At 61.0% G+C, this 23786-nt stretch carries 24 protein-coding genes; 17 read left to right on the top strand and 7 right to left on the bottom strand.

The genetic code is table 11. The annotated features are described in order from the left end of the window. The first annotated feature begins 64 nt into the window (after positions 1-64). Together dusA and pspG are read left to right on the top strand one after the other, a co-directional pair. On the top strand, positions 65-1075 hold the full coding sequence (gene dusA / locus C9411_RS12005; protein ID WP_063988533.1) for a tRNA dihydrouridine(20/20a) synthase DusA: 1011 nt from the start codon (positions 65-67) through the stop codon (positions 1073-1075). A 157-nt stretch (positions 1076-1232) separates the two neighbouring features. After that, a complete protein-coding gene (gene pspG / locus C9411_RS12000) occupies positions 1233-1451 on the top strand; it encodes an envelope stress response protein PspG (protein WP_033644411.1) in 219 nt (72 codons plus the stop codon). A 299-nt stretch (positions 1452-1750) separates the two neighbouring features. On the opposite strand, the gene C9411_RS11995 is transcribed toward pspG, so the two are convergent. Continuing rightward, positions 1751-2734 (bottom strand): quinone oxidoreductase, encoded by a 984-nt coding sequence (locus C9411_RS11995; protein ID WP_063988534.1) that lies wholly within the window; start codon positions 2732-2734, stop codon positions 1751-1753. 167 nt (positions 2735-2901) lie between these two features. Here C9411_RS11995 and dnaB point away from each other — a divergent pair, with 167 nt between their 5' ends. Both dnaB and alr read left to right on the top strand, forming a co-directional pair. Further along, positions 2902-4326: a replicative DNA helicase gene (gene dnaB / locus C9411_RS11990; protein ID WP_063988535.1), complete on the top strand. Its 1425-nt coding sequence runs from the start codon at positions 2902-2904 to the stop codon at positions 4324-4326. Positions 4327-4343: 17 nt separating this feature from the next. After that, positions 4344-5423 (top strand): alanine racemase, encoded by a 1080-nt coding sequence (gene alr, locus C9411_RS11985; RefSeq protein ID WP_107227110.1) that lies wholly within the window; start codon positions 4344-4346, stop codon positions 5421-5423. Between the two features lie 42 nt (positions 5424-5465). Here the strand turns inward: alr and C9411_RS11980 are convergent, their stop codons facing one another. Next, complete coding sequence (locus tag C9411_RS11980) at positions 5466-6233, bottom strand: transporter substrate-binding domain-containing protein (RefSeq protein ID WP_063988537.1); 768 nt, start codon at positions 6231-6233, stop codon at positions 5466-5468. Between the two features lie 215 nt (positions 6234-6448). On the opposite strand from C9411_RS11980, the gene C9411_RS11975 reads away from it, so the two are divergent. The 5 genes from C9411_RS11975 (at position 6449) to maa (ending at position 9803) form a co-directional block, all read left to right on the top strand. After that, positions 6449-6916, top strand: a complete 468-nt coding sequence (locus tag C9411_RS11975) for an Lrp/AsnC family transcriptional regulator (protein ID WP_060443918.1) — start codon at positions 6449-6451, stop codon at positions 6914-6916. Positions 6917-6998: 82 nt separating this feature from the next. Then, on the top strand, positions 6999-8192 hold the full coding sequence (locus C9411_RS11970) for an amino acid aminotransferase (protein ID WP_107227109.1): 1194 nt from the start codon (positions 6999-7001) through the stop codon (positions 8190-8192). A gap of 126 nt (positions 8193-8318) precedes the next feature. Continuing rightward, on the top strand, positions 8319-8735 hold the full coding sequence (locus C9411_RS11965) for a secondary thiamine-phosphate synthase enzyme YjbQ (RefSeq protein WP_063988539.1): 417 nt from the start codon (positions 8319-8321) through the stop codon (positions 8733-8735). 4 nt (positions 8736-8739) lie between these two features. Then, positions 8740-9093: an MmcQ/YjbR family DNA-binding protein gene (locus C9411_RS11960; RefSeq protein WP_038874311.1), complete on the top strand. Its 354-nt coding sequence runs from the start codon at positions 8740-8742 to the stop codon at positions 9091-9093. Positions 9094-9245: 152 nt separating this feature from the next. Beyond that, positions 9246-9803 carry a maltose O-acetyltransferase gene (gene maa / locus C9411_RS11955; protein ID WP_041036886.1) on the top strand — a complete coding sequence of 186 codons (558 nt, stop codon included), beginning with the start codon at positions 9246-9248 and terminating at the stop codon, positions 9801-9803. 31 nt (positions 9804-9834) lie between these two features. Here the strand turns inward: maa and C9411_RS11950 are convergent, their stop codons facing one another. Together C9411_RS11950 and uvrA are read right to left on the bottom strand one after the other, a co-directional pair. Then, positions 9835-10887 carry an NAD(P)-dependent alcohol dehydrogenase gene (locus C9411_RS11950; protein WP_063988540.1) on the bottom strand — a complete coding sequence of 351 codons (1053 nt, stop codon included), beginning with the start codon at positions 10885-10887 and terminating at the stop codon, positions 9835-9837. A 229-nt stretch (positions 10888-11116) separates the two neighbouring features. Beyond that, on the bottom strand, positions 11117-13945 hold the full coding sequence (uvrA, locus tag C9411_RS11945; RefSeq protein WP_063988541.1) for an excinuclease ABC subunit UvrA: 2829 nt from the start codon (positions 13943-13945) through the stop codon (positions 11117-11119). Between the two features lie 277 nt (positions 13946-14222). Here uvrA and ssb1 point away from each other — a divergent pair, with 277 nt between their 5' ends. Beyond that, on the top strand, positions 14223-14756 hold the full coding sequence (gene ssb1, locus C9411_RS11935; RefSeq protein WP_063988542.1) for a single-stranded DNA-binding protein SSB1: 534 nt from the start codon (positions 14223-14225) through the stop codon (positions 14754-14756). Between the two features lie 61 nt (positions 14757-14817). Here ssb1 and C9411_RS11930 read toward each other — a convergent pair whose 3' ends face one another. Then, complete coding sequence (locus C9411_RS11930; protein ID WP_063988543.1) at positions 14818-15567, bottom strand: 3-oxoacyl-ACP reductase family protein; 750 nt, start codon at positions 15565-15567, stop codon at positions 14818-14820. Between the two features lie 149 nt (positions 15568-15716). After that, entirely contained in the window at positions 15717-15977 is a 261-nt protein-coding gene (locus tag C9411_RS11925; RefSeq protein WP_025304435.1) for a YdgH/BhsA/McbA-like domain containing protein, read from the bottom strand. A gap of 196 nt (positions 15978-16173) precedes the next feature. Here C9411_RS11925 and C9411_RS11920 point away from each other — a divergent pair, with 196 nt between their 5' ends. The 5 genes from C9411_RS11920 to C9411_RS11900 all read left to right on the top strand — a co-directional run bounded on the left by C9411_RS11920 (position 16174) and on the right by C9411_RS11900 (position 21278). Beyond that, complete coding sequence (locus tag C9411_RS11920) at positions 16174-16617, top strand: lipocalin-like domain-containing protein (RefSeq protein WP_047570370.1); 444 nt, start codon at positions 16174-16176, stop codon at positions 16615-16617. Further along, positions 16614-17282, top strand: a complete 669-nt coding sequence (locus C9411_RS11915) for a glutathione S-transferase family protein (RefSeq protein ID WP_049201475.1) — start codon at positions 16614-16616, stop codon at positions 17280-17282. The genes C9411_RS11920 and C9411_RS11915 overlap by 4 nt, the downstream gene beginning before the upstream one ends. 47 nt (positions 17283-17329) lie before the next feature. Further along, a complete protein-coding gene (locus C9411_RS11910) occupies positions 17330-17737 on the top strand; it encodes a VOC family protein (protein WP_107227108.1) in 408 nt (135 codons plus the stop codon). A gap of 332 nt (positions 17738-18069) precedes the next feature. Further along, positions 18070-19431, top strand: coding sequence for an NCS2 family permease (locus C9411_RS11905; protein ID WP_063988545.1), 1362 nt, complete (start codon positions 18070-18072; stop codon positions 19429-19431). Positions 19432-19628: 197 nt separating this feature from the next. Then, a complete protein-coding gene (locus C9411_RS11900; protein WP_033636184.1) occupies positions 19629-21278 on the top strand; it encodes a Na+/H+ antiporter in 1650 nt (549 codons plus the stop codon). Positions 21279-21354: 76 nt separating this feature from the next. Here the strand turns inward: C9411_RS11900 and C9411_RS11895 are convergent, their stop codons facing one another. Continuing rightward, positions 21355-22242, bottom strand: coding sequence for a LysR family transcriptional regulator (locus C9411_RS11895; protein ID WP_047570374.1), 888 nt, complete (start codon positions 22240-22242; stop codon positions 21355-21357). A gap of 140 nt (positions 22243-22382) precedes the next feature. Here C9411_RS11895 and C9411_RS11890 point away from each other — a divergent pair, with 140 nt between their 5' ends. Together C9411_RS11890 and C9411_RS11885 are read left to right on the top strand one after the other, a co-directional pair. Beyond that, entirely contained in the window at positions 22383-22805 is a 423-nt protein-coding gene (locus C9411_RS11890) for a CidA/LrgA family protein (protein WP_107227107.1), read from the top strand. After that, positions 22798-23487: an LrgB family protein gene (locus C9411_RS11885; protein WP_004936833.1), complete on the top strand. Its 690-nt coding sequence runs from the start codon at positions 22798-22800 to the stop codon at positions 23485-23487. Before C9411_RS11890 ends, C9411_RS11885 begins: the two co-directional genes overlap by 8 nt. Positions 23488-23786: the final 299 nt, after the last annotated feature.

Here is a 23786-nt window from a genome sequence, read left to right as displayed (position 1 = left end):
TAGCCGTTTGCGGCCGCGCGCCGTTCGTTGAACCCAGACAGACTCAGGTAGCCAGTAACTCAGCATGACGAAAGACAACCACGCCCCAACCTACGCCGCCAATCGTTTCTCCATCGCGCCGATGCTCGACTGGACCGATCGTCATTGCCGTTACTTCCACCGCCTGCTGACCCAGGAAACGTTGCTGTACACCGAAATGGTGACCACCGGCGCGATCATTCACGGTAAGGGCGACTACCTGGCCTACAGCGAAGAAGAGCATCCGGTGGCGCTGCAGCTGGGCGGCAGCGATCCGGCCGCGCTGGCGCACTGCGCCAAACTGGCGGAGCAGCGCGGTTACGACGAGATTAACCTCAACGTTGGCTGCCCATCCGATCGCGTGCAAAACGGCATGTTCGGCGCCTGTCTGATGGGGCAGGCGACGCTGGTCGCCGACTGCATCAAGGCGATGCGCGACGTGGTGTCGATCCCGGTGACGGTGAAGACCCGCATTGGCATCGACGATCAGGACAGCTACGCCTTCCTGTGCGACTTTATCCAAACCGTCGCCGGGCGCGGCGAGTGCGATATGTTCACCATCCACGCGCGCAAGGCCTGGCTCTCCGGCCTCAGCCCGAAAGAAAACCGCGAAGTGCCGCCGCTCGACTATCCGCGCGTTTATCAGCTGAAGCGGGATTTTCCGGCGCTGACCATCGCCATCAACGGCGGAGTGAAAACGCTGGAAGAGGCGCAGCAGCACCTGCAGCATCTGGACGGCGTGATGATGGGGCGCGAGGCGTACCAGAATCCGGGCATCCTGGCACGGGTCGACAGCGAACTGTTCGGCGCGCAGACCGCAGTGCCGGACAGCGTGGCGATCGTTGAAGCGCTGTATCCGTATATCGAGCGCGAGCTGTCCAACGGCACCTATCTCGGCCACATCACCCGCCACATCCTCGGTTTGTTCCAGGGCGTGCCGGGCGCGCGCCAGTGGCGTCGCCACCTGAGCGAGAACGCCCACAAGCCGGGCGCCGATGCGCGGGTGGTGGAGCAGGCGCTGGCGCTGGTGCGTCAGCCGCGTGTCGAAATGGCGTAACTCACAAAAAGTTTGACCAACAGTTAGTCTTTTTCGCCAGGTATTCGGCGCATTGCCGGATGCCTGTCCCCTCTTTTCAATAGGTTAGCCCTTTCGTCATTCTGGCACGCTTCTTGTAATCCACTCTGCAGATACGTTGAGTTGCAAAGGAGCAATCATGTTGGAAATCTTCTTTCTCATTGGCTTTGTGGTGATGCTGATGGTGACCGGCATCTCGCTGCTGGGGATCTTCGCTGCGCTGTTGGTGGCGGCGGCGTTTATGCTGTTGGGCGGGTTGTTCGCGGTGGTCATCAAGCTGCTGCCGTGGTTGATTTTGGCGGTGGTCGGGGTATGGATTTACCGTTCGATGCAGAAACCACAGATCAGGCGTTACTGATTTTTTGCTGAATAATCAATCATTCGCGATGAAACTTGCATAACTGCCCGCCCCGCTAATGCGGCAGCGATCACAGCTTGGCAGTTTTACCCGGCGATGTGGCACATAAAGCGTGTTTTTTGCCGGACGGGGCTGTTAGGATGTTTGTCGATGCAGTGATGCGACCAATTTCATCACCGTGAGAGACAACCAAAATTCGTGTTGCTAAAGCAACCCCCTGTCTCTGGCGGACTCTGCTCTACCCCTACAAAACGCAGTACAGAAAGGGCTCCGTAAGGAGCCCTTTTCTTTTGCCGCGATCAGGGGATCAGCAGGCTGGAGCCGCTGGTGCTGCGGCTTTCCAGCACCTGGTGCGCCCGCTGGGCATCGGCCAGCGCAAATTTCTGCTCGTCCCTCACCTCCACCCGAATGGCGCCGCTGCCGATCAGTGAGAACAGCTCGTTGCTGGCGTACTGCAGCTCGGCGCGGTTGGTGACGTAGCCGTTAAGGGAAGGGCGGGTGACGTACAGCGATCCTTTCTGGTTGAGCAGCGCCAGATCGACGCCGGTCACCGGGCCGGAGGCGTTGCCGAAGCTAACCATCAGGCCGCGGCGTTTCAGGCTGTTGAGCGAGGCCTGCCAGGTGCTTTGCCCCACCGAATCGTATACCACGCCGACCTTCTCGCCGTGCGTCAGCTCGGCCACCCGCTGGGCGATATCCTCTTTGTGGTAGTTGATGGTGGCCCAGGCGCCGGCCTGTTTCGCCAGCGCGGCCTTCTCGTCGGAGCCGACGCTGCCGATCAGGCGCGCGCCCAGCGCTTTGGCCCATTGGCAGGCGATCAGCCCAACCCCGCCGGCGGCGGCATGGAACAGGAACACTTCACCCGGTTGTACGTCGTGGGTCTGGCGCAGCAGGTAGTGCACCGTCAGCCCTTTGAGGAAAGAAGCGGCACCCTGCTCAAAGCTGAGATTGTGCGGCAGCAGCGCCACTTTTTCTTCCGGCACGTTGTGGACTTCGCTGTAGGCGCCGAGCGATGACTGCGCATACACCACCCGGTCACCCGGTTTGATCGCGCTGACCCCGGCGCCGACCTTGATCACCACGCCGGCCGCCTCGGTGCCGAGGCCGCTCGGCAGGCTCGCCGGCGCGTACAGCCCGCTGCGCACATAGGTGTCGATGTAGTTGATGCCGATCGCCTTGTTTTCGATCTGCACTTCGCCGGCGGCGGGATCGAGCGGTGTAAAATCAACGTATTGCAAGACTTCCGGCCCGCCGGTGGCGGAAAACTGAATGCGCTTGGCCATATCGTTACCTCGTTTGAGTGTCTGATTTCACCCTATTCTTTTTAGTATCGGAGATCCAGTTCACCCGTGCGGAGTTCAATACCTTTTTTGCATCGGTTATGACGCAAAAATCACGTATACTCTCGCGTCAAGATCCTTCATTCGCAACCGGATAAAGACTACGTTTCATGGCAGGAAAAAAACCAACCAACAAAACAAACGCGGACGAAATCAGAGAGCGTTCCAGAGATCGTCAGATGGAAGGGCTGAAGATGCCGCCGCACTCGCTGGAGGCCGAACAGTCGGTGTTGGGCGGTTTGATGCTGGATAACGAGCGCTGGGACAACGTGGCGGAGCGCGTGGTCGCCAACGACTTCTTCAGCCGCCCGCACCGCCTGATCTTTACCGAGATGCAGCGTCTGCTGGAGATGAGCAAGCCTATCGACCTCATCACCCTGTCTGAATCGCTCGAACAGAAGGGTGAACTGGACTCGGTCGGCGGCTTCGCCTATCTGGCCGAGCTGTCGAAAAATACCCCGAGCGCCGCCAACATCGGCGCCTACGCCGACATCGTGCGCGAGCGTGCAGTGGTGCGCGAAATGATCTCGGTGGCTAACGAGATCGCCGACGCCGGCTACGATCCGCAGGGGCGCAGCAGCGAAGACCTGCTCGATCTGGCGGAATCCCGCGTATTCCAAATCGCCGAGAACCGCGCCAGCAAAGACGAAGGCCCGAAGGGCATCGAGCGCATCCTGGAAGACACCGTGTCGCGCATCGAGCAGCTGTATCAGCAGCCGCACGACGGTGTGACGGGGGTCGATACCGGCTATCAGGACCTCAACAAGAAAACTGCGGGCATGCAAAAGTCCGACCTGATCATCGTCGCCGCCCGTCCATCGATGGGGAAAACCACCTTCGCCATGAACCTGTGCGAAAACGCCGCGATGACCCAGGAAAAACCGGTGCTGATCTTCAGCCTGGAGATGCCCGGCGAACAGATCATGATGCGTATGCTGGCGTCGCTGTCGCGCGTGGATCAGACGCGCATCCGTACCGGCCAGCTCGATGACGAGGACTGGGCGCGCATTTCCAGCACCATGGGTATCCTGCTGGAGAAGCGCAACATGTACATCGACGACTCCTCCGGCCTGACGCCGACCGAAGTGCGCTCGCGCGCGCGGCGCATTTTCCGCGAGCACGATGGGCTTAGCCTCATCATGATCGACTACCTGCAGCTGATGCGCGTGCCGGCCCTGTCCGACAACCGTACGCTGGAGATCGCCGAGATTTCGCGCTCGCTGAAGGCGCTGGCGAAAGAGCTGCAGGTGCCGGTGGTGGCGCTGTCGCAGCTGAACCGAAGCCTGGAGCAGCGTGCCGATAAGCGCCCGGTCAACTCCGACCTGCGTGAATCCGGCTCTATCGAGCAGGATGCCGACCTGATTATGTTCATCTATCGTGATGAGGTGTATCACGAGAACAGCGATCTGAAAGGGATCGCGGAAATTATTATCGGTAAGCAGCGTAACGGCCCGATCGGCACAGTGCGCCTTACCTTTAACGGCCAGTGGTCGCGTTTCGATAACTACGCGGGGCCACAATACGATGACGAATAATCAGCTAAGGAACTGAAATGAAAGCGGCAACCGCTGTAATCGACCGCCGCGCTCTGCGACATAATCTGCAACAGGTGCGCCGCCAGGCGCCGCAAAGCCGCCTGATTGCCGTTGTGAAAGCAAACGCTTATGGACATGGCCTGCTGGAAACAGCCCACACCCTGCAAGACGCCGACTGCTACGGCGTGGCGCGCATCGGCGAGGCGCTGATGCTGCGCTCCGGCGGCATCGTCAAACCGATCCTGCTGCTGGAAGGCTTCTTCTGTGCCGAAGACCTGCCGGTGCTGGTGGCGAACAACATCGAAACTGCGGTGCACTGCATCGAGCAGCTCGAAGCGCTGGAACAGGCCGAGCTGGCGCGCCCGGTGCCGGTGTGGATGAAGCTCGATACCGGCATGCATCGGCTGGGGGTGCGTCCCGAACAGGCGGAGGCGTTTTATCAGCGCCTGTGCGCCTGCCGCAACGTGGCGCAGCCGGTCAATATCATGAGCCACTTCAGCCGCGCCGATGAGCCGGAGTCCGACGCCACCCTGAAACAAATCGCCTGCTTCGAGCAGTTCGCGCGCGGCAAACCGGGCCAGCGCTCGGTCGCCGCGTCCGGCGGCACGCTGCTGTGGCCGGATGCCCACAATGAGTGGGTGCGTCCTGGCATCATTTTGTACGGCGTGTCGCCGCTGGATAACGGCAGCGGCGCCGAGCATGGGCTGCAGCCGGCGATGACGCTGAAGTCCAGCCTGATCGCGGTGCGCGAGCACCGGGCCGGCGAAGCGGTCGGCTACGGCGGCACCTGGGTAAGCCCGCGCGATACCCGGCTGGGCGTGGTGGCGATGGGGTACGGCGACGGCTACCCGCGCAGCGCGCCGACCGGTACGCCGATCCTGATCAACGGCCGCGAAGTGCCGATTGTCGGCCGGGTGTCGATGGACATGATTTCGGTCGATCTCGGGCCGGACGCCGCCGATAAGGTGGGGGATGAAGCGGTGCTGTGGGGCCAGGCGCTGCCGGTCGAGCGCATCGCCGCCTGCACCGGCATCAGCGCTTACGAACTGATCACCAAGCTCACGCAGCGCGTGGCGATGGAATACATCGGCGACTGATACACAGCAGGGCCGACGCGCGTCGGCCCGTTTCTCAGCGCGTTACTTCTTTACCGCCAACCACTTGTCGATAATCTTCTGATACTCGCCGGTCGCCTTGGCCAGGTGCAGCCACTGATCGACATACAGTTTCCAGCTCAGATCGTCGCGCGGCAGCATGTAGGCCTTCTCGCCGTACTGCATCGGCTTGGTCGGATTCACCGCGCACAGCTTCGGATAGCGCTTCTGCTGGTACAGCGCCTCGGAGGCGTCGGTGATCATCACGTCCGCCTTGCGGTCCACCAACTGCTGGAAAATGCTCATGTTGTCGTGCGTGAGCGTCAGCTTGGCCTTCGGCAGATAGGCGTGCACGAAGGCTTCGTTGGTGCCGCCCGCCGGTTCCAACAGACGCACCGACGGCTTGTTGATCTGCTCGAGAGTGCGGTATTTCTTCACGTCGGTGCAGCGCACCAGCGGGATTTTGCCGTCGGTATCCAGCTTGTCGGCGAAGAACACCTGCTTTTGCCGCTCCAATGTGACGGAGATGCCGCCCATCGCAATGTCGCACTTGCCGCCGACGAAGTCCGGCGTCAGAGTTTTCCAGCTGGTCTTCACCCACTTTACTTTCGCGTCCAGGCTCTTGGCCAGCGATTCCGCCATGTCGATGTCGATGCCTTCATAGCTGCCGTCTTCCTTGAGGAAGGTATAGGGCTTGTAGTCGCCGGTGGTGCAGACCTCCAGGGTCTTTTGCTGCAGCACCTTGTCCAGGTGGGATTGCGCGCCGGCGCTGCCGGCGGCGAGCAGCAGCGCGAGGGGGAGTAGCTTTTTCATCTGGCGTCCTTTTTATACATTCGTGGTTTTATGCGTTACTTCGCCGTTAATTGTCGTTTGCTTGCATGAGTTAGCCGTTTTTTATGCCGCTTACCGGCGAAAACGCCGGGCGTTGCTGCTGTACGCGATTTAAGCGCCAGGGTGTGACGTCGGCAACGGTAAAAAAACTGGTAGGCTGTAACGTCAACATTTATTAACACAGTTTACAGGTGGCTATGTACAACATTGACGATTTTGATATGAAAATCCTGACGCTGTTACAGGCCAACGGTCGTCTGACCAATCAGGAGCTGAGCGAGCTGGTGGGGCTCTCCGCCTCCCAGTGTTCGCGGCGGCGCATCAGCCTGGAGCAGGCGCAGCTGATCCGCGGCTACCATGCGCGGCTGGCACCGGAGGCGGTCGGCCTGGGGCTGGTGGGGCTGATCGAAGTGAGCCTGATCACGCACGCGCAGGAGCAGATCGACAGCTTTCATCAGATGCTGGAGGACGTGGACGCTATCCTTGACGCTTACAAGACCACCGGCGACGCCGATTACCTGCTGAAAGTGGCAGTGGCGGACCTGCCGGCGCTGAGCGAGTTCATCAGCCAGACGCTGTCGCCGCACAAAAGCGTGGCGCATATCAAAACGGCGGTGGTGCTCAATCGCATCAAGGAAAACGGTTTGTTGCCGGTGGCGAGATAAAGCTAAAACCGAATGCGGTTTTCCGTCTATATTAGGAACGTAACGCTGTGCCCAAACCATAACAAACCAGGAGAAAACCCCCGTGTTCCAGAACGTTGACGCCTATGCCGGCGATCCTATTCTGTCGCTGATGGAAAAATTCAAACAAGACCCGCGCGCGCACAAGGTGAACCTGAGTATCGGCCTGTACTACGATGCGCAGGGCATCATCCCGCAGATGCGGGCGGTCGCCGCGGCGCAAGCGCAGTTGAACAGCGTCGAGCACGGCGCCTCGGTATACCTGCCGATGGAAGGGCTGCAACCTTACCGTTCCGCCATCCAGCAACTGCTGTTCGGCGCGCAGCATCCGATGCTGCAGCAGGGGCGCATCGCCACCATTCAGACCGTCGGCGGTTCCGGCGCGTTGAAAGTGGGCGCCGACTTCCTGAAAAGCTACTTCCCGGATTCGCAGGTATGGGTCAGCGATCCGACCTGGGAAAATCACGTCGCCATCTTCAGCGGCGCCGGTTTCAAAGTGAATACCTATCCGTATTTCGACAGCGAAAGCCTGGGCGTGAAGTTCGACGCCATGCTCGCTGCGCTGAAACAGCTGCCGAAGCACAGCATCGCGCTGCTGCACCCGTGCTGCCACAACCCGACCGGTTCCGACCTGATCCCTGCCCAGTGGGATGAGGTGGTCAAGGTGATCGCCGAGCGTGAAATCATTCCGTTCCTCGACATCGCCTATCAGGGCTTCGGCGGCGGCATGGAGCAAGACGCCTACGCCATTCGCGCCATCGCGGCGGCCGGCCTGCCGTGCCTGGTGAGCAACTCGTTCTCGAAGATCTTCTCGCTGTACGGCGAGCGCGTCGGCGGCCTGTCGGTGGTGTGCGAAAGCGAAGAGGCGGCCGGGCGCGTGCTGGGCCAGCTGAAGGCCACCGTGCGCCGCAACTACTCGAGCCCGCCGAATTTTGGCGCGCAGCTGGTGGCCAAGGTGCTGAACGACGCCCAGTTGAAAACCCAATGGCTGGACGAAGTGGAGAGCATGCGCACCCGCATTCTCGAGATGCGTCACGCGCTGGTGGACACCCTGAAGAGCGCGCTGCCGCAGCGCAACTTCGATTACCTGCTGGCGCAGCGCGGCATGTTCAGCTACACCGGCTTCAGCGCGGCGCAGGTCGATCGCCTGCGTGAAGAGTTCGGTGTCTACCTGATCCACAGCGGCCGCATGTGCGTGGCCGGCCTGAACCACAACAACGTGCGTCAGGTGGCCGAGGCGTTTGCCGCGGTGCAGTAACGCCTGTTAGTCTGAACGGACGTTCATCGGGGAGCGATAGCGATATCGCTCCTTTTTTATTGCCGGCGCGCCGCCGAAGTTGCTGCAAACCGGAGAGAGAATATACTGATTGTGGGGCGCTCACTCATGTGGCATCAGCAAACGCTAATCCTCAGCGCAAAAGCGCGTGGCTTTCATCTGGTTACCGACGAGATCGTCAACCAGTTAACCCACTTACATCGCCTGCAAACCGGCTTGCTGCATCTGTTGCTGCAGCATACCTCGGCCTCGCTGACGCTCAACGAGAACTGCGATCCCACGGTGCGAGCCGATATGGAGCAGCATTTCCTGCGTCAGGTGCCGGAACACGCACCCTATCAGCATGACTACGAAGGGCCGGACGACATGCCGGCGCACATCAAATCCTCGCTGCTGGGCGCGTCCTTGACGCTGCCCGTCAGGCACGGGCGGCTGATGCTGGGCACATGGCAGGGCATCTGGCTGGGGGAGCACCGCATCCACGGCGGAGCACGCCGTATTGTGGCCACATTACAGGGGGAATAACCCAATGAATAACAGCGCATTGCTGGAGTACTGCATGGCGAAGCCGGGCGCGGAGCAAAGCGACCAGAACCAGTGGCAGGCCAGTCAGATCAAGGTGGGCGACGTAATGTTCGCCATGGTGTGCGAGGTCGAAGGGCGGCCGGCGCTGGCGGTCAAGTCCAGCCCGGAGCTGGCGGAAAGCCTGCGTGAACACCATCCTGAGATCGTCGCCTGCGCCGGCCTGAACAAGGCGCACTGGAACACGGTGTTTCTCGACGGCAACCTACCGAACTCGCAGTTTTACACGCTGATCGACAGCTCCTATCAGCTGGTGGTGGAAGGCCTGCCCGAACACGTGCGCCAGGAACTGCGCGCCTGATTGCCGGGCGGCGCCACCGCCCGTTTTTCTCCTGTTTTTTCGTGTCAAAGCGTGATCGCGGTTTTAAGTTGGGAACGTTCCCTTTTTATTGCCGCACTAAAACAGCTACGCTTGGGCATTCAAGAAACGCGGGTAAAATTAAGGAGGCCGATATGGCCATCAGCGAAGAAAAGCGCAAGATGATCGCCGGAGAACTGTACGACGCCGGCGATGACCTGCTGCGCAGCGAACGTCGGCGCGCGCGCCAGCTAACGCATCGCTATAACCACTCCTCGCCGGAAGAGGGCGAGCTGCGCAAACAGTGGCTGGGTGAGCTGCTGGGCGGCTATCAGGGCGGTACCATCGAGCCGACCTTCCGCTGCGACTACGGCTATAACATCTATCTGGGCAAGAATTTCTACGCCAATTTCGACTGCGTGATCCTCGACGTATGCGAGGTGCATATCGGCGACAATTGCCTGTTGGCGCCGGGCGTGCATATTTACACCGCGACCCATCCGCTGGACGCTGAGACACGCGTCGGCGGCGCGGAGTTCGGCAAGCCGGTCAGGATTGGCGACAACGTGTGGATCGGCGGGCGCGCGGTGATCAATCCGGGGGTGACCATCGGCGATAATGCGGTCGTGGCCTCCGGCGCGGTGGTGACCAAAGACGTGCCGGCCAACTGCGTGGTGGGCGGCAACCCGGCCAGGATCATCAAGCAGCTATAAAAAAACGGGCGCCGTCGGGCGCCCGTTGTCATCAGGCTCGCAGCGAGTCGATATCCACCACGAAGCGGTACTTCACGTCGCTTTTCAGCATGCGTTCATAGGCTTCATTAATTTGCTGCATCGGGATCAGCTCGATATCCGATGTGATGCCGTGTTGGCCGCAGAAGTCCAGCATCTCTTGCGTTTCCGCGATGCCGCCGATCAGCGAACCGGCGATGCGGCGGCGCTTCATGATCAGGTTGAACACCTGCGGCGACGGGTGATCGTGTTCCGGCGCGCCGACCAGCGTCAGGGTGCCGTCGCGGCGCAGCAAGTTGAGGAACGGATTCAGATCGTGCTGAGCCGCCACTGTGTTGAGGATGAAGTCGAAGCTGTTGACGTGCTGCGCCATCTCCTCCGGGTTGCGCGAAATCACCACTTCATGGGCGCCGAGGCGCTTGGCGTCTTCGATTTTCGACGGCGAGGTGGTGAACAGCACCACGTGCGCGCCCATCGCCCGCGCCAGTTTGACGCCCATGTGCCCCAGCCCGCCGAGGCCGACGATGCCGACCTTTTTGCCCGGTCCCGCGCCCCACTGGCGCAGCGGCGAATAGGTGGTGATACCGGCGCACAGCAGCGGCGCGACCCCGGCCGGATCGAGATTTTCCGGCACTCGCAGCACGAAGTCCTGATCCACCACCAGATTGGTGGAGTAGCCGCCGTAGGTCACGGCGCCGGTCTGGCGGTCCTGACCGTTATAGGTACCGGTAAAGCCGTTCTCGCAATACTGTTCCAGCCCCTCATCGCAGCTCGGGCAGCTGCGGCAGGAATCCACCATGCAGCCGACGCCGACCAGATCGCCGACCCGGTAACGCGAGACATGGCCACCGACGGCGCTAACGCGGCCGACGATTTCGTGGCCTGGCACCACCGGATAAATCGTATTGCTCCATTCGTTGCGTGCCTGATGCAGGTCCGAATGGCACACGCCGCAGAACAGCACCTGAATTTGCACATCGTGGTCGCGCAGGGCGCGCGGTGGGTAATCGAAAGGCACCAGCGCAGACTTCGCATCATGCGCGGCATAGGCATGGGTAATGTTCATGGTCGCTCCAGTTATCAATGTATGGGGGACAACGCTTGGCCGGCAGCGGAGTGCCGGTGAGACGCGGCCTGAATCAGACAGGGCGGCCGCCGAGGGAACATTGATGATAAAAGCGGTGAGCGCGGAGGGAAATGCCTGAAAATGTCGAAATCTTGCCCGTTTCTGTTTGATTGCAGCGAAACGGGTCAACGTGCGGACCGCCTGAGCGACGGCCCGCACGCCGGCGATACTACTTGTTCAACAGCGGTTTCAGGAAGCGCGCGGTGTGCGACTTTTCACACTCGGCCACGGTTTCCGGCGTGCCGGCGACCAGGATCTCGCCGCCGCCGCTGCCGCCTTCCGGCCCCAGATCGACGATCCAGTCGGCGGTCTTGATCACGTCCAGGTTATGCTCGATGACCACGATGGTGTTGCCCTGATCGCGCAGCTGATGCAGTACCGCCAACAGCTGTTGGATATCGGCGAAGTGCAGGCCGGTAGTCGGTTCGTCGAGGATATACAGCGTCTGGCCGGTGCCGCGTTTGGACAGCTCGCGCGCCAGCTTGACGCGCTGCGCCTCACCGCCGGAGAGCGTGGTGGCCGACTGGCCGAGGCGGATGTACGACAGGCCGACATCCATCAGGGTCTGTAGCTTGCGCGCCAGCGCCGGCACCGCGTCGAAGAACTCACGTGCTTCTTCGATGGTCATCTCCAGCACTTCGTGGATGCTCTTGCCCTTGTACTTCACTTCCAGCGTTTCGCGGTTATAGCGCTTGCCCTTGCACTGGTCGCACGGCACGTAGATGTCCGGCAGGAAGTGCATCTCGACCTTGATCACCCCGTCGCCCTGGCAGGCTTCACAGCGCCCGCCCTTGACGTTGAAGCTGAATCGGCCCGGCGTATAACCGCGGCTGCGCGACTCTGGCACGCCGGCGAACAGCTCGCGCACCGGGGTGAAGATGCCGGTGTAGGTGGCCGGGTTAGAGCGTGGCGTACGGCCGATCGGGCTCTGGTCGATGTCGATCACCTTGTCGAAATGTTCCAGGCCGGTCACTTCGCGGAACGGCGCTGGCTCGGCGATGGTGGCGCCGTTGAGCTGGCGCTGGGCGATCGGGAACAGCGTATCGTTGATCAGCGTCGATTTGCCGGAGCCGGACACGCCGGTGATGCAGGTAAACAGGCCGACCGGCAGCGTCAGCGTCACGTCCTTCAGGTTGTTGCCGCGCGCGCCGCTCAGCTTCAGCACTTTGGTCGGATCGGCCTGCACGCGCTGCGCCGGAATGGCGATCTCGCGTTTGCCGCTGAGGAACTGGCCGGTCAGCGAGTCCGGCTGTGCCATGATGTCGTCGACGGTGCCTTCCGCCACCACCTGGCCGCCGTGCACGCCGGCGCCGGGGCCGATGTCGATCACGTGGTCGGCGGCGCGGATGGCGTCTTCGTCATGCTCCACCACGATCACCGTGTTGCCGAGGTTGCGCAGGTGGATCAGCGTTTCCAGCAGGCGCTCGTTGTCGCGCTGGTGCAGGCCGATCGACGGCTCGTCCAGTACGTACATCACGCCCACCAGGCCGGCGCCGATCTGGCTGGCCAAACGGATACGCTGCGCTTCGCCGCCGGAGAGCGTCTCCGCCGAGCGGGACAACGACAGGTAGTTCAGCCCGACGTTCACCAGGAACTTCAGGCGATCGCCGATCTCTTTCAGCACTTTCTCTGCGATCTTGGCGCGCTGGCCGCTGAGCTTCATGTTCTGGAAGAAGGTCATCGCATGGCCGATGCTCAGATCGGAGATCTCCGGCAGCGTAGTGTCTTCGACGAACACGTTGCGCGCTTCTTCGCGCAGACGGGTGCCGTGGCACGAGGCGCAAGGGCGGTTGCTGATGAACTTCGCCAATTCTTCGCGTACCGCGCTGGATTCGGTCTCTTTATAGCGGCGCTCCATGTTGTGCAGCACGCCTTCGAACGGATGGCGGCGCACGGTGGTGTCACCGCGATCGTTGATGTATTTGAATTCGATAGACTCTTTGCCGGAACCGCTCAGCACCGCTTTCTGCACGTCGGCGCTCAGGGTGTTGAACGGCGCTTCGACGTCGAACTCATAGTGCTCCGCCAGCGAACGCAGCATCTGGAAATAGTAGAAATTGCGGCGATCCCAACCGCGGATCGCGCCGCCGGCCAGCGACAGCTCGGGGTTTTGCACCACGCGATCCGGATCGAAGAACTGCTGTACGCCCAGGCCGTCACAGGTCGGGCAGGCGCCGGCCGGGTTGTTGAAGGAAAACAGGCGCGGCTCCAGCTCGCGCATGCTGTAGCCGCAGATCGGGCAGGCGAAGTTGGCGGAGAACAGCAGCTCGTCCGCTTTCTCGTCATCCATATCCGCCACCACCGCAGTGCCGCCGGACAGCTCCAGCGCGGTTTCAAACGATTCGGCCAGGCGCTGCGCCATGTCGTCGCGCACCTTGAAGCGATCGACCACCACTTCGATGGTGTGTTTCTTCTGCAGCTCCAGCTTCGGCGGGTCGGACAGATCGCACACTTCACCGTCGATGCGCGCGCGGATATAGCCTTGGGCGGCCAGGTTTTCCAGCGTTTTGGTGTGCTCGCCCTTGCGGTCTTTCACCACCGGCGCCAGCAGCATCAGGCGTTTGCCCTCCGGCTGGCTCAGCACGTTATCGACCATCTGGCTGACGGTTTGCGCCGCCAGCGGCACATGGTGATCCGGGCAGCGCGGCTCACCGACGCGGGCGAACAGCAGGCGCAGGTAGTCGTGGATCTCGGTGATGGTGCCGACCGTGGATCGCGGGTTATGCGAGGTGGATTTTTGCTCGATGGAGATCGCCGGCGACAGGCCTTCGATATGATCGACGTCCGGTTTTTCCATCAGCGACAGGAACTGGCGCGCATAGGCGGAGAGCGATTCGACGTAGCGGCGTTGCCCTTCGGCATACAGCGTATCGAAAGCCAGCGATGACTTGCCGGAACCGGACAGGCCGGTGACGACAATCAGTTTGTCACGCGGGATGATCAGGTTGATGTTTTTCAGATTATGGGTTCGAGCACCACGAACTTCGATATTGTCCATTTACACTTCCCGTCTTGATGATACACCGCGCCTGTCGCGATTTTTGCGGGGGATTTTGTGATGGATCTCGCAAAAAACCGGCACAGCCTGGTCGAAACGCATAATTATGACACAAAAAAACCTGAATGAATATCCAGTATGCGAATGCAACAAGGTCGATCGAAAAGACAATTCTGGAATGCAATTCGCACTTATTAACACGGGTGTGGTTTCGCACTCAGCGTGGTAAACTGACGCGTTTATACTGTGTAGAAATCAATCATCGGGAGAAGTGCTCATGGCCAGCAGAGGCGTAAACAAAGTAATTCTGGTCGGGAATCTGGGTCAGGATCCAGAAGTCCGTTACATGCCGAACGGCGGCGCAGTGGCCAACATTACCCTGGCGACCTCCGAAAGCTGGCGTGACAAGGCGACCGGCGAACAGAAAGAGAAGACCGAGTGGCACCGCGTCGTGCTGTTCGGCAAACTGGCCGAAGTGGCGGGCGAATACCTGCGCAAGGGCTCTCAAGTCTACATCGAAGGCTCCCTGCAGACCCGTAAATGGACCGATCAGTCCGGCGTGGAAAAATACACCACCGAAGTGGTGGTTAACGTCGGTGGCACCATGCAGATGCTGGGCGGCCGTCAGGGCGGCGGCGCACCGGCCGGTCAATCTGCCGGCGGCCAGGGCGGTTGGGGCCAGCCTCAGCAGCCACAGGGCGGCAACCAGTTCAGCGGCGGCCAGCAGCAGTCTCGCCCGGCGCAGAACAGCGCTCCGGCGGCCAGCAGCAACGAACCGCCAATGGATTTCGACGACGATATCCCGTTCTGATATCCGGCTGTTTGCAGCCAATAAAAAAGCCCCGAAGGGGCTTTTTGCATTTCAGGGACGGTTACGCCGAGAAGCCGCCGTCGATGCTCAGGCTGGCGCCGGTGATATAACCCGCCTGCGGGCCGGCCAGGTAGGCGACGAAGCCGGCGATCTCTTCGTCTTTGCCGTAGCGGCCGATCGCCATCAGCTGCTTGAGCCGATCGGCGAATTCGCCGGCGTCCGGGTTCATTTCGGTGTCTACCGGGCCGGGCTGCACGTTATTGACGGTGATGCCACGCGGGCCGAGATCGCGCGCCATGCCTTTGGTCAGGCCGACCAGCGCCGATTTGCTCATCGCATACACCGCCGCGCCGCCGAACGGCACGCGCTCGGCGTTGGTGCTGCCGATGTGGATGATGCGGCCGCCGTCGTTCATGTGGCGCGCCGCTTCCTGGCTGGCGACGAACACGCTGCGCACGTTGACCGCCAGCATGCGATCCAAATCGTCCAGCGTCAGCTCCTCGGTGCTGCCCAGCGTAAACACCCCGGCGTTGTTCACCAGAATGTCCAGGTTGCCGAAGTGGCTGACCGCCTGGCGCACCGCCTGCTGCAGCGCCGCCGCATCGGCGCTGTCGGCCTTGATGGCGAGAGCTTTGCCGCCGGCGGCGGTAACGGCGCTTGCCACCGCTTCGGCGCGATCGGCCGAGGCGGCGTAGGTAAAGGCGACCGCGGCCCCTTCGCTCGCCAACCGTTTAACGATGGCGGCGCCGATGCCGCGCGAGCCGCCCTGGACGAACGCGACTTTGCCTTGCAGAGGGTGTGCTGTGGTCATGTTATTTCTCCAAAGTGGGTGAGGATAAGGCGTTATTCCCAGTATCGGTGAAATGTCTGGCGGTCACTGTTCACAAAGAGCTTTGCCTGCCCACAACGAGAAAAGCCCCTTGCGGGGCTTCTTTCTTCCGTCGGTTGGCTGTTCGACGATCAGTTGAAGATTTCTGCGGTGCCGTACAGTTTGTTCTGGCCGCCGGCAGCGACGATGCGGTATGAGCTGGCGCCCGATGCGGCGGCTTTGCTGGCCAGTTCGCTTTCCAGCGCGCTCAGGTTGGTGGCGCCGCTAACGGAGACTACGCCGATTTTCTGGGCGTCTGCAGCGGGTTGGCTGGAAGGCAGGTCAGCGGCGAAGGTAGCGAAAGAAGCGGTAGCCAGCAGCGCAGCGGTAGCAAAAATTTTGACGTTTTTCATGATGTATTCCTCAGCGTATTGATTGGATGAGAGCCCGTTGTCTCTCGATGTGTTAAATAGTAGTGCGACAGGCTGGAATAAAAAATCGGAGAGTTTTGAGTATCTCTGTCAAATAAATTGATTGTTTTTTCACCCGCTGGCGCGCGGTAAAAATCGCCACTACCCTTTACAGACGATCTTTAACCGGAGAAGCGTAATGACGGTAAACGCGTTTATCGGCAGCTGGGCGCTGGTGTCGTCGGTGTTCAAAAACCAGAACGGCGAGCTGAATTACCCGCTGGGCGAGCAGGTTTTGGGGCGCATCCACTATGAGGCCAACGGCACGATGGCGGCGCAGCTTTACAGCGCCGTGCGGCCGCGTTTCGCCGCCGACGATTTGGCGCAGGGGTCCGAGCGGGAGATCCGCGCGGCCTTCATCAATATGATTTGCTACTTCGGCCGCTATCAGGTGGAGGAAAGCGAGCAGCGGGTGGTGCATCAGGTCGAAGGCTGTTCGTTCCCCAACTGGGTAGGCAGCCGCCAGGTGCGTTTTTACGCTTTCAGCGGCGATCGGCTGACGTTGCGCACGGTGCCCTTGCAGCTCGGCAATGGCGTGCAGGTGGGCGAACTGGTGTGGCAGCGGACAGGAGCTTCTTTATGATCATTGTTCATCATCTCAATCACTCACGGTCGCAGCGCATTCTGTGGTTTCTGGAAGAGCTGGGCGTGCCCTATCAGGTGCAACGCTACGAACGCGATCCGCAGACTATGCTGGCGCCGGCGGCGTTGAAAAAGATCCACCCGCTGGGCAAATCACCGGTGATCGTCGACGGCGATCTGACGCTGGCGGAATCCGGCGCCATCATCGAATACCTGCAGGAAGCCTATGACGCGCAAGGGATGTTCATGCCGACTGACTTCCACGCGCGCCAGCAATACCGCTACTGGCTGCACTACGCCGAAGGATCGCTGATGCCGCTGTTGGTGATGAAACTGGTGTTCAGCCGTCTCGGGCAGCCGCCGATCCCCTGGCTGCTGCGGCCGGTGGCCGGCGCGATCGGCAAGGGCGTGCAGCGCGAATATCTCGACAAGCAGATCGCGCCGCACTGCGAATTCCTCGAACAGCACCTGAACAAGGGCAGCTGGTTCGTCGGCAACGACTTCAGCGCGGCGGACATTCAGATGAGCTTCCCGCTGGAGGCGATGGCGGCGCGCGGCGCGTTGGATGATTGTCCGAAACTGCGCGGCTTTCTGCAACGCATTCACGCCCGGCCCGCCTACCAGCGGGCGTTGGAGCAGGGCGGCCCTTACGACCTGCTGAGCTAACCGGATGGGCTATACTCGATGGGGTCATTCTTCATCGGAGGTAGCCCATGGCTACGCAAATCTTCGTTAACCTGCCCGTAAGCGATCTGCCCGCCTCGATGGCGTTTTTCACCCACCTGGGTTTCACTTTCAACCCGCAATTTACCGATGACACCGCCGCGTGCATGGTGGTCAGCGACACGATTTACGTGATGTTGCTGACTCACGACAAATTCAGGATGTTTACCCCGAACCCGATCGGCGACGCCAAACAGGCCACCGAAGTGCTGGTGTGCCTGTCGCAGCCCAGCCGGGCGGCGGTGGACGAACTGGTGCGCAAGGCGGTCGCCGGCGGCGGCAACACTTATCACCCGCCACGGGACTACGGCGTGATATACGGCCACGGATTTCAGGACCTGGATGGCCATATCTGGGAATTGATGTATATGGATCCCGCCGCGGTGCAGACGCAATAATCTCGCCGTGACGGCATTCGCCGGGGCGCCCGTCGCCCCGGTTTTATCGTGCAGGCGCCATTCCCGCCACTTTCTGCATAAATTGCCGCGATCTTTAGTTGATTAGACGCTATGGAAGGCAGGATAATCGTTTGCCTTGAATAAACCACCATAAATTACCCGTACCGCGCGCTGCGAGTTAAACGTTTGCCTTGGTGCGCATCGCCGTTGGCGATGCGACGGAAGGGCAAGGATGCGGAACGTGACGTAAACGATTACGTGGCGATCGGGCGCGGGCGAGATTACCGGCCTGCTGTGACGGGCCGATTCATGAAACACAGGGGAAGTAACCTATGTCGAACTCTCAAGCGAACCACGCCGCAAAACCAACCGGCGGGCTTGATGGCTATTTTAAAATTTCCGCGCGCGGCAGCACCGTGCGCCAGGAAGTGGTAGCGGGGCTGACCACCTTCCTGGCGATGGTGTACTCGGTGATCGTGGTGCCGAGTATGCTGGGCAAAGCGGGCTTCCCGCCGGCGGCGGTGTTTGTCTCCACTTGCCTGGTGGCCGGTCTGGGCTCGCTGCTGATGGGGCTGTGGGCTAACCTGCCGATGGCCATCGGCTGTGCGATTTCATTGACCGCTTTCACCGCCTTCAGCCTGGTGCTGGGCCAGCACATCAGCATTCCGGTGGCGCTGGGCGCGGTGTTCGTGATGGGCGTGCTGTTTACCATTATCTCGGTCACCGGCATCCGCGCCTGGATCCTGCGCAACCTGCCGATGGGCGTGGCGCACGGCACCGGCATCGGTATCGGTCTGTTCCTGCTGCTGATCGCCGCCAACGGCGTCGGCCTGGTGGTGAAGAACCCGCTGGATGGCCTGCCGGTGGCGCTTGGCGCGTTCACCTCCTTCCCGGTGGTGATGACGCTGGTCGGCCTGGCGGTGATCTTCGGCCTGGAAAAACTGCGCGTGCCCGGCGGCATTCTGCTGGTGATCATCGCCATTTCCATCATCGGCCTGATCTTCGACCCGGCGGTGAAATACCAGGGGCTGTTCGCCATGCCGAGCCTGGCGGATGCTGACGGCAAATCGTTGATCTTCAGCCTGGATATCATGGGTGCGTTGCAGCCGGTGGTGTTGCCGAGCGTGCTGGCGCTGGTGATGACCGCGGTGTTCGACGCCACCGGCACCATCCGCGCGGTGGCCGGGCAGGCCAACCTGCTGGATAAAGACGGGCAGATCATCAACGGCGGCAAGGCGCTGACCTCGGATTCCCTGAGCAGCATCTTCTCCGGCCTGGTGGGCGCCGCGCCCGCCGCGGTCTACATCGAATCCGCCGCCGGCACCGCCGCGGGCGGCAAGACCGGCCTGACAGCCACCGTGGTCGGCATTCTGTTCCTGCTGATCCTGTTCCTGTCGCCGCTGGCCTATCTGGTGCCGGTCTATGCCACCGCACCGGCGCTGATGTACGTCGGCCTGCTGATGCTGAGCAACGTCACCAAGCTGGACTTCAACGATTTCGTCGACGCGATGGCCGGCCTGCTGTGCGCGGTATTCATCGTACTGACCTGCAATATCGTTACTGGCATCATGCTGGGCTTCAGCTCGCTGGTCATCGGCCGCATCTTCTCCGGCGAATGGCGCAAGCTGAACATCGGCACCGTGCTGATCGCCGTGGCGCTGGTGGCGTTCTACGCCGGCGGCTGGGCAATTTAAGCCCCGCGGATTTCCCTCGCCCGATGGGCGGGGGAATCTGTCACGGCATTTCCCTTCTTAAGATAAGTCTTCTTCTGTTCTGCACCGCGTTTTGAAAGGCACAACAAGCTTTAACGGCTGTAAAAAAAGTGATCTACTATCGGGACCAACGCAGGCCCTGAGCCGATGTCGTCTGAATCGTAGAGTCTAAGGAAAGCATGGAAATCTTTTTTACAATCCTCATTTTGATCCTGGTGGTCTCCCTGTCCGGGGTGGTGACGCGCATGTTGCCGTTCCAGGTGCCGCTGCCGCTGATGCAAATCGCCATCGGGGCCCTGTTGGCCTGGCCGCATTTCGGGCTGCACGTCGACTTTGATCCCGAATTGTTCCTGGTGCTGTTCATCCCGCCGCTGCTGTTCGCCGACGGCTGGAAAACGCCGACGCGCGAATTCCTGCACCACGGGCGTGAAATTCTCGGCCTGGCGCTGGTGCTGGTGCTGATCACCGTGGTCGGCGTCGGCTATCTGATCTACGCCATGGTGCCGGGCATTCCGCTGGTGGCGGCCTTCGCGCTGGCGGCAGTGCTGTCGCCGACGGATGCCGTGGCGCTGTCCGGCATCGTCGGCAAAGGGCGCATTCCCAAGCCAATCATGGGCGTGCTCGAGGGCGAGGCGCTGATGAATGACGCGTCCGGTCTGGTGTCGCTCAAGTTCGCCATCGCGGTGGCGATGGGCACCATGGTGTTCACCGTGGGCGGCGCGACCCTCGAATTCCTCAAAGTGGCGATCGGCGGCCTGCTGGCCGGCGTGGCAGTCACCTGGACCTACAGTAAATCGCTGCGGGTGATGAGCCGCTGGAGCGGCGACGATCCGGCGACCCAGATCGTATTCCTGCTGCTGCTGCCGTTCGCTTCTTACCTGATCGCCGAACACATCGGCGTCTCCGGCATCCTGGCGGCGGTAGCGGCGGGGATGACCATCAGCCAATCCGGCGTGATCCGCAACGCGCCGCTGGCGATGCGCCTGCGCGCCAACAGCGTATGGGCGATGCTGGAGTTCGTGTTCAACGGCATGGTGTTCATCATGTTGGGCCTGCAGCTGCCGGGCATTCTTGAAACCTCTATCCTGCAGGCGGAGCTGGATCCGACCATCCAGACCTGGTACCTGTTCGCCGACGTGGCCACCATCTACGCCGCGCTGCTGGTGCTGCGTTTCACCTGGTTGTGGGTGATGAAGAAGGCCAGCAACCGCTTTATGAAAAAGCGCCCGCTGCAGTTCGGCGACTACAGCACGCGTGAGCTGTGGGTGGCGTCGTTTGCCGGGGTGCGCGGGGCGATTACCCTGGCCGGTGTGCTGTCGATACCGCTGTTGCTGAGCGACGGCACCGCCTTCCCGGCGCGCTATCAGCTGGTGTTTATCGCCGCCGGGGTGATCCTGCTGTCGTTGATCGTCGGCGTGCTGGCGTTGCCGCTGCTGCTGCGCGGTGTGCAGGTGGCCGACAAGAGCGCCAGCAAGCAGGAAGAACGCATGGCGATCGCCATGGCGGCCGAGGTGGCGATCGAGAGCGTGAATAAAATGGAAGAGCGCCTGGTTGCCGATACCGAAGAGAACCTCGATCCGCAGGTGTTGAAAGAGGTCAGTTCGCGGGTGACGGGCATGTTGCGGCGGCGCATCGCGTCGAAAGACGATATCGAGAATGCGCTGGCGATGGAAAACCTCGAGCGGCGTTTCCGCCTGACGGCGCTGCGCGCCGAGCGCGGCGAACTGTACCATCTGCGCGCCACGCAGAAAATCAGCAACGAGACGCTGCAAAAACTGCTGCACGATCTCGACTTGCTCGAAGCGTTGCTGATCGAGCGCGAAGGGTAGATCTCAGAGGGGGGATAAACGTTTATCCGCTTTATCTCTGTCCTGAAGGGCCGCCTGTGCGGCCCTTGTTTTTTGGCTACTTGAGCGGCGGCCAGTAGTCGCGGCAGCAGGCGATCCAGGCCTGCGCGCTGTGCGACAGGTAGCTGCCCTGGCGCCAGATCAGCCCGACTTTCCACTCCATGCGCGGCTCCAGCGGCAGCCAGACCAGGTTTTCCTTGTCCAGCCAGCGGCAAACCGGCTCCGGCAGCATGGCGATGCCCACGCCGGCCTGCACCATCGAGGCGAGGAAGTCCCATTGGCCGCTGCGCACCGCGATTTGCGGTTCAAAACCGGCCTGGCGAAACGCCTTCATCAGCATCTTGTACAGGGCAAAGTCTTCGTTATAAATCAGGATCGGGCTGTCGGCCAATTCGGCGATATTGATGCGGGTGCGGTTGAGCCACTGCGGCGTGCGCGGCGCCACCACGCACATCGGATGGCCCAGCAGCGGCAGAAAGGTCAGCGGCTGTTCCGAATCGAAGGGCAGCACCGTCATCGCCAGATCCAGTTCGCCGGACATCACCGCCTGTTCGACCGACAGCCCGCCCAGCTCGGAAATTTTCAATTCGATGCCGGGGTAGGTCTGGCGAAAGCGGCGGATCAGATCGGCGATCTGCCTGCCCACCATCGGCGGAATGCCCAGCCGCAGCACGCCCTTTTTCACTGAGCTGATGTCTTCCAGTTCCGCCTCCAGCTGGCGGAATTCGTCGAGGATCGTCAGGCCGCGCTGATACACCGCCTGGCCGCTGTCGGTCAGGCGCAGCTTGCGGCCTTCGCGGATCAGCAGCGTGCATTCCAGCTCCTCTTCCAGATGCCGCAGCATCTTGCTGATGGTGGGCTGGGTGACGAACAGTTTTTCCGCGGCGCGGGTGAAGCTTTGCTGGCGCACCACTTCAACGAAGTAGCGCAGGGTGCGGACATCCACGTTAGGGTTCTCCTTGAGGGCGCTACCGGCGGGAAACTATTCCCGGACGGCATGATGTCGATAATTTTAATTCATTTCAGGCGTGGTTTCCCGGCTGCGTATACTGTAGGCCGTCAATTTATTGTTTGAGGTCATCTTTCATGTCTCTGGCGTTACGCCGCGTTGCCCCCTCCCTGCTGACCCGTTTGCAGGTGCCGATTCAGGTGGCGTTGTATGCGGCGCTGTTCCTGATCGCCGATCGTCTGGTGCAACAATTCCACCTGCCGCTTCCCGCCAATATCGTCGGCATGCTGATGCTGCTGGCGCTGATCCTGCTGCGCATTCTGCCGCTGAGCTGGGTCAAGGCCGGCTCCCGCTGGCTGCTGGCGGAAATGCTGCTGTTCTTCGTGCCGGCGGTGGTGGCGGTGGTCAACTATGCCCAGCTGCTGATGGTCGAGGGCTGGAAGATCTTTCTGGTGATCGCGGTCAGCACCATGCTGACGCTGGGCGCGACCGGGCTGGTGGTGGACAGGGTATATCGGCTGGAGATTTGGCTGCAGCGGAGGAAGCCGCGCCATGAATGATTTTATCCTCAGCCTGGCCTGCTTTCTGGCGACGCTGGCGCTGTACTTCGCCAACAAGAAACTCTATCGCCGCCGCCGCACGTTGTTGCTGATGCCGCTGGTGCTGACGCCGATGATCCTGGTGCTGCTGCTGGTGGTCACCCACATCTCCTATCAGGACTACATCGGTGAAACCCACTGGCTGCTATGGCTGCTGGGGCCGGCGACCATCGCCTTCGCGGTGCCGGTATATGAGAACCTGCATATCATCCGCCGACACTGGCTGTCGCTGACCGCCGGCGTTACGACGGCGGTGCTGGTGGCGGTGTACAGTTCGGTGTGGCTGGCGCGCCTGCTGACGCTGCCGGAAGAGGTGCAGCGCAGTCTCGCGGTGCGTTCGATTACTACGCCGTTCGCGCTGGAGGCCGCCAAGCAGATGGGCGGGCAGCCGGATCTGGTGGCGCTGTTCGTTGTGATCACCGGGGTGTTCGGCATGGCGGTGGGCGACATTTTGTTTCTGCGTCTGGCGGTGCGTAGCCGCCTGGCGAAGGGGGCCGGATTTGGCGCCTCATCGCACGGCGCCGGCACCGCCCGCGCTTATGAACTGGGGCCGCAGGAGGGCGTGGTGTCGAGCCTGGTGATGATGCTGGCCGGCATTATCACGGTGGTGGCCGCGCCGCTGATTGGCCGGCTGATGTGGTAAGACCTCTCGGGGCGGGCTCTGCCGCCCCATTTTACGTTGTCTGTCATTGGGAACGGTGCCGTTGATGGGCACCCGAAAAAACGAAGAAATTTTTCAGCATAATTTTTCCCATCGTTATAACAAAAAACGATAGATGTGCTGCGGGCAAAATTGCCGCTCATTTTAAATGACAATGAATTAATTAATCTATAAATTATTACCATAAAAACAATAAAGTATAACTTATTGATATGGAGAGGCTCTTATCGTAAGTATTGTTGCACATTAACTGTGGTGAATAATAAAAAAGAATATGAATT

Source organism: Serratia sp. Nf2 (genome assembly GCF_003028435.1).
Lineage (GTDB): Bacteria > Pseudomonadota > Gammaproteobacteria > Enterobacterales > Enterobacteriaceae > Serratia > Serratia marcescens_L.
Note: the sequence above shows the minus strand (reverse complement) of the source record. Positions and strands in the feature narration are given on the sequence as shown.

Excerpts from the sequence above, each read along its gene's own strand:
- dusA (WP_063988533.1), top strand. The coding sequence starts at position 65 with ATGACGAAAGACAACCACGCCCCAACCTACGCCGCCAATCGTTTCTCC.
- pspG (WP_033644411.1), top strand. The coding sequence starts at position 1,233 with ATGTTGGAAATCTTCTTTCTCATTGGCTTTGTGGTGATGCTGATGGTG.
- C9411_RS11995 (WP_063988534.1), bottom strand. The coding sequence starts at position 2,734 with ATGGCCAAGCGCATTCAGTTTTCCGCCACCGGCGGGCCGGAAGTCTTG.
- dnaB (WP_063988535.1), top strand. The coding sequence starts at position 2,902 with ATGGCAGGAAAAAAACCAACCAACAAAACAAACGCGGACGAAATCAGA.
- alr (WP_107227110.1), top strand. The coding sequence starts at position 4,344 with ATGAAAGCGGCAACCGCTGTAATCGACCGCCGCGCTCTGCGACATAAT.
- C9411_RS11980 (WP_063988537.1), bottom strand. The coding sequence starts at position 6,233 with ATGAAAAAGCTACTCCCCCTCGCGCTGCTGCTCGCCGCCGGCAGCGCC.
- C9411_RS11975 (WP_060443918.1), top strand. The coding sequence starts at position 6,449 with ATGTACAACATTGACGATTTTGATATGAAAATCCTGACGCTGTTACAG.
- C9411_RS11965 (WP_063988539.1), top strand. The coding sequence starts at position 8,319 with ATGTGGCATCAGCAAACGCTAATCCTCAGCGCAAAAGCGCGTGGCTTT.
- C9411_RS11960 (WP_038874311.1), top strand. The coding sequence starts at position 8,740 with ATGAATAACAGCGCATTGCTGGAGTACTGCATGGCGAAGCCGGGCGCG.
- maa (WP_041036886.1), top strand. The coding sequence starts at position 9,246 with ATGGCCATCAGCGAAGAAAAGCGCAAGATGATCGCCGGAGAACTGTAC.
- C9411_RS11950 (WP_063988540.1), bottom strand. The coding sequence starts at position 10,887 with ATGAACATTACCCATGCCTATGCCGCGCATGATGCGAAGTCTGCGCTG.
- uvrA (WP_063988541.1), bottom strand. The coding sequence starts at position 13,945 with ATGGACAATATCGAAGTTCGTGGTGCTCGAACCCATAATCTGAAAAAC.
- ssb1 (WP_063988542.1), top strand. The coding sequence starts at position 14,223 with ATGGCCAGCAGAGGCGTAAACAAAGTAATTCTGGTCGGGAATCTGGGT.
- C9411_RS11930 (WP_063988543.1), bottom strand. The coding sequence starts at position 15,567 with ATGACCACAGCACACCCTCTGCAAGGCAAAGTCGCGTTCGTCCAGGGC.
- C9411_RS11925 (WP_025304435.1), bottom strand. The coding sequence starts at position 15,977 with ATGAAAAACGTCAAAATTTTTGCTACCGCTGCGCTGCTGGCTACCGCT.
- C9411_RS11920 (WP_047570370.1), top strand. The coding sequence starts at position 16,174 with ATGACGGTAAACGCGTTTATCGGCAGCTGGGCGCTGGTGTCGTCGGTG.
- C9411_RS11915 (WP_049201475.1), top strand. The coding sequence starts at position 16,614 with ATGATCATTGTTCATCATCTCAATCACTCACGGTCGCAGCGCATTCTG.
- C9411_RS11910 (WP_107227108.1), top strand. The coding sequence starts at position 17,330 with ATGGCTACGCAAATCTTCGTTAACCTGCCCGTAAGCGATCTGCCCGCC.
- C9411_RS11905 (WP_063988545.1), top strand. The coding sequence starts at position 18,070 with ATGTCGAACTCTCAAGCGAACCACGCCGCAAAACCAACCGGCGGGCTT.
- C9411_RS11900 (WP_033636184.1), top strand. The coding sequence starts at position 19,629 with ATGGAAATCTTTTTTACAATCCTCATTTTGATCCTGGTGGTCTCCCTG.
- C9411_RS11890 (WP_107227107.1), top strand. The coding sequence starts at position 22,383 with ATGTCTCTGGCGTTACGCCGCGTTGCCCCCTCCCTGCTGACCCGTTTG.
- C9411_RS11885 (WP_004936833.1), top strand. The coding sequence starts at position 22,798 with ATGAATGATTTTATCCTCAGCCTGGCCTGCTTTCTGGCGACGCTGGCG.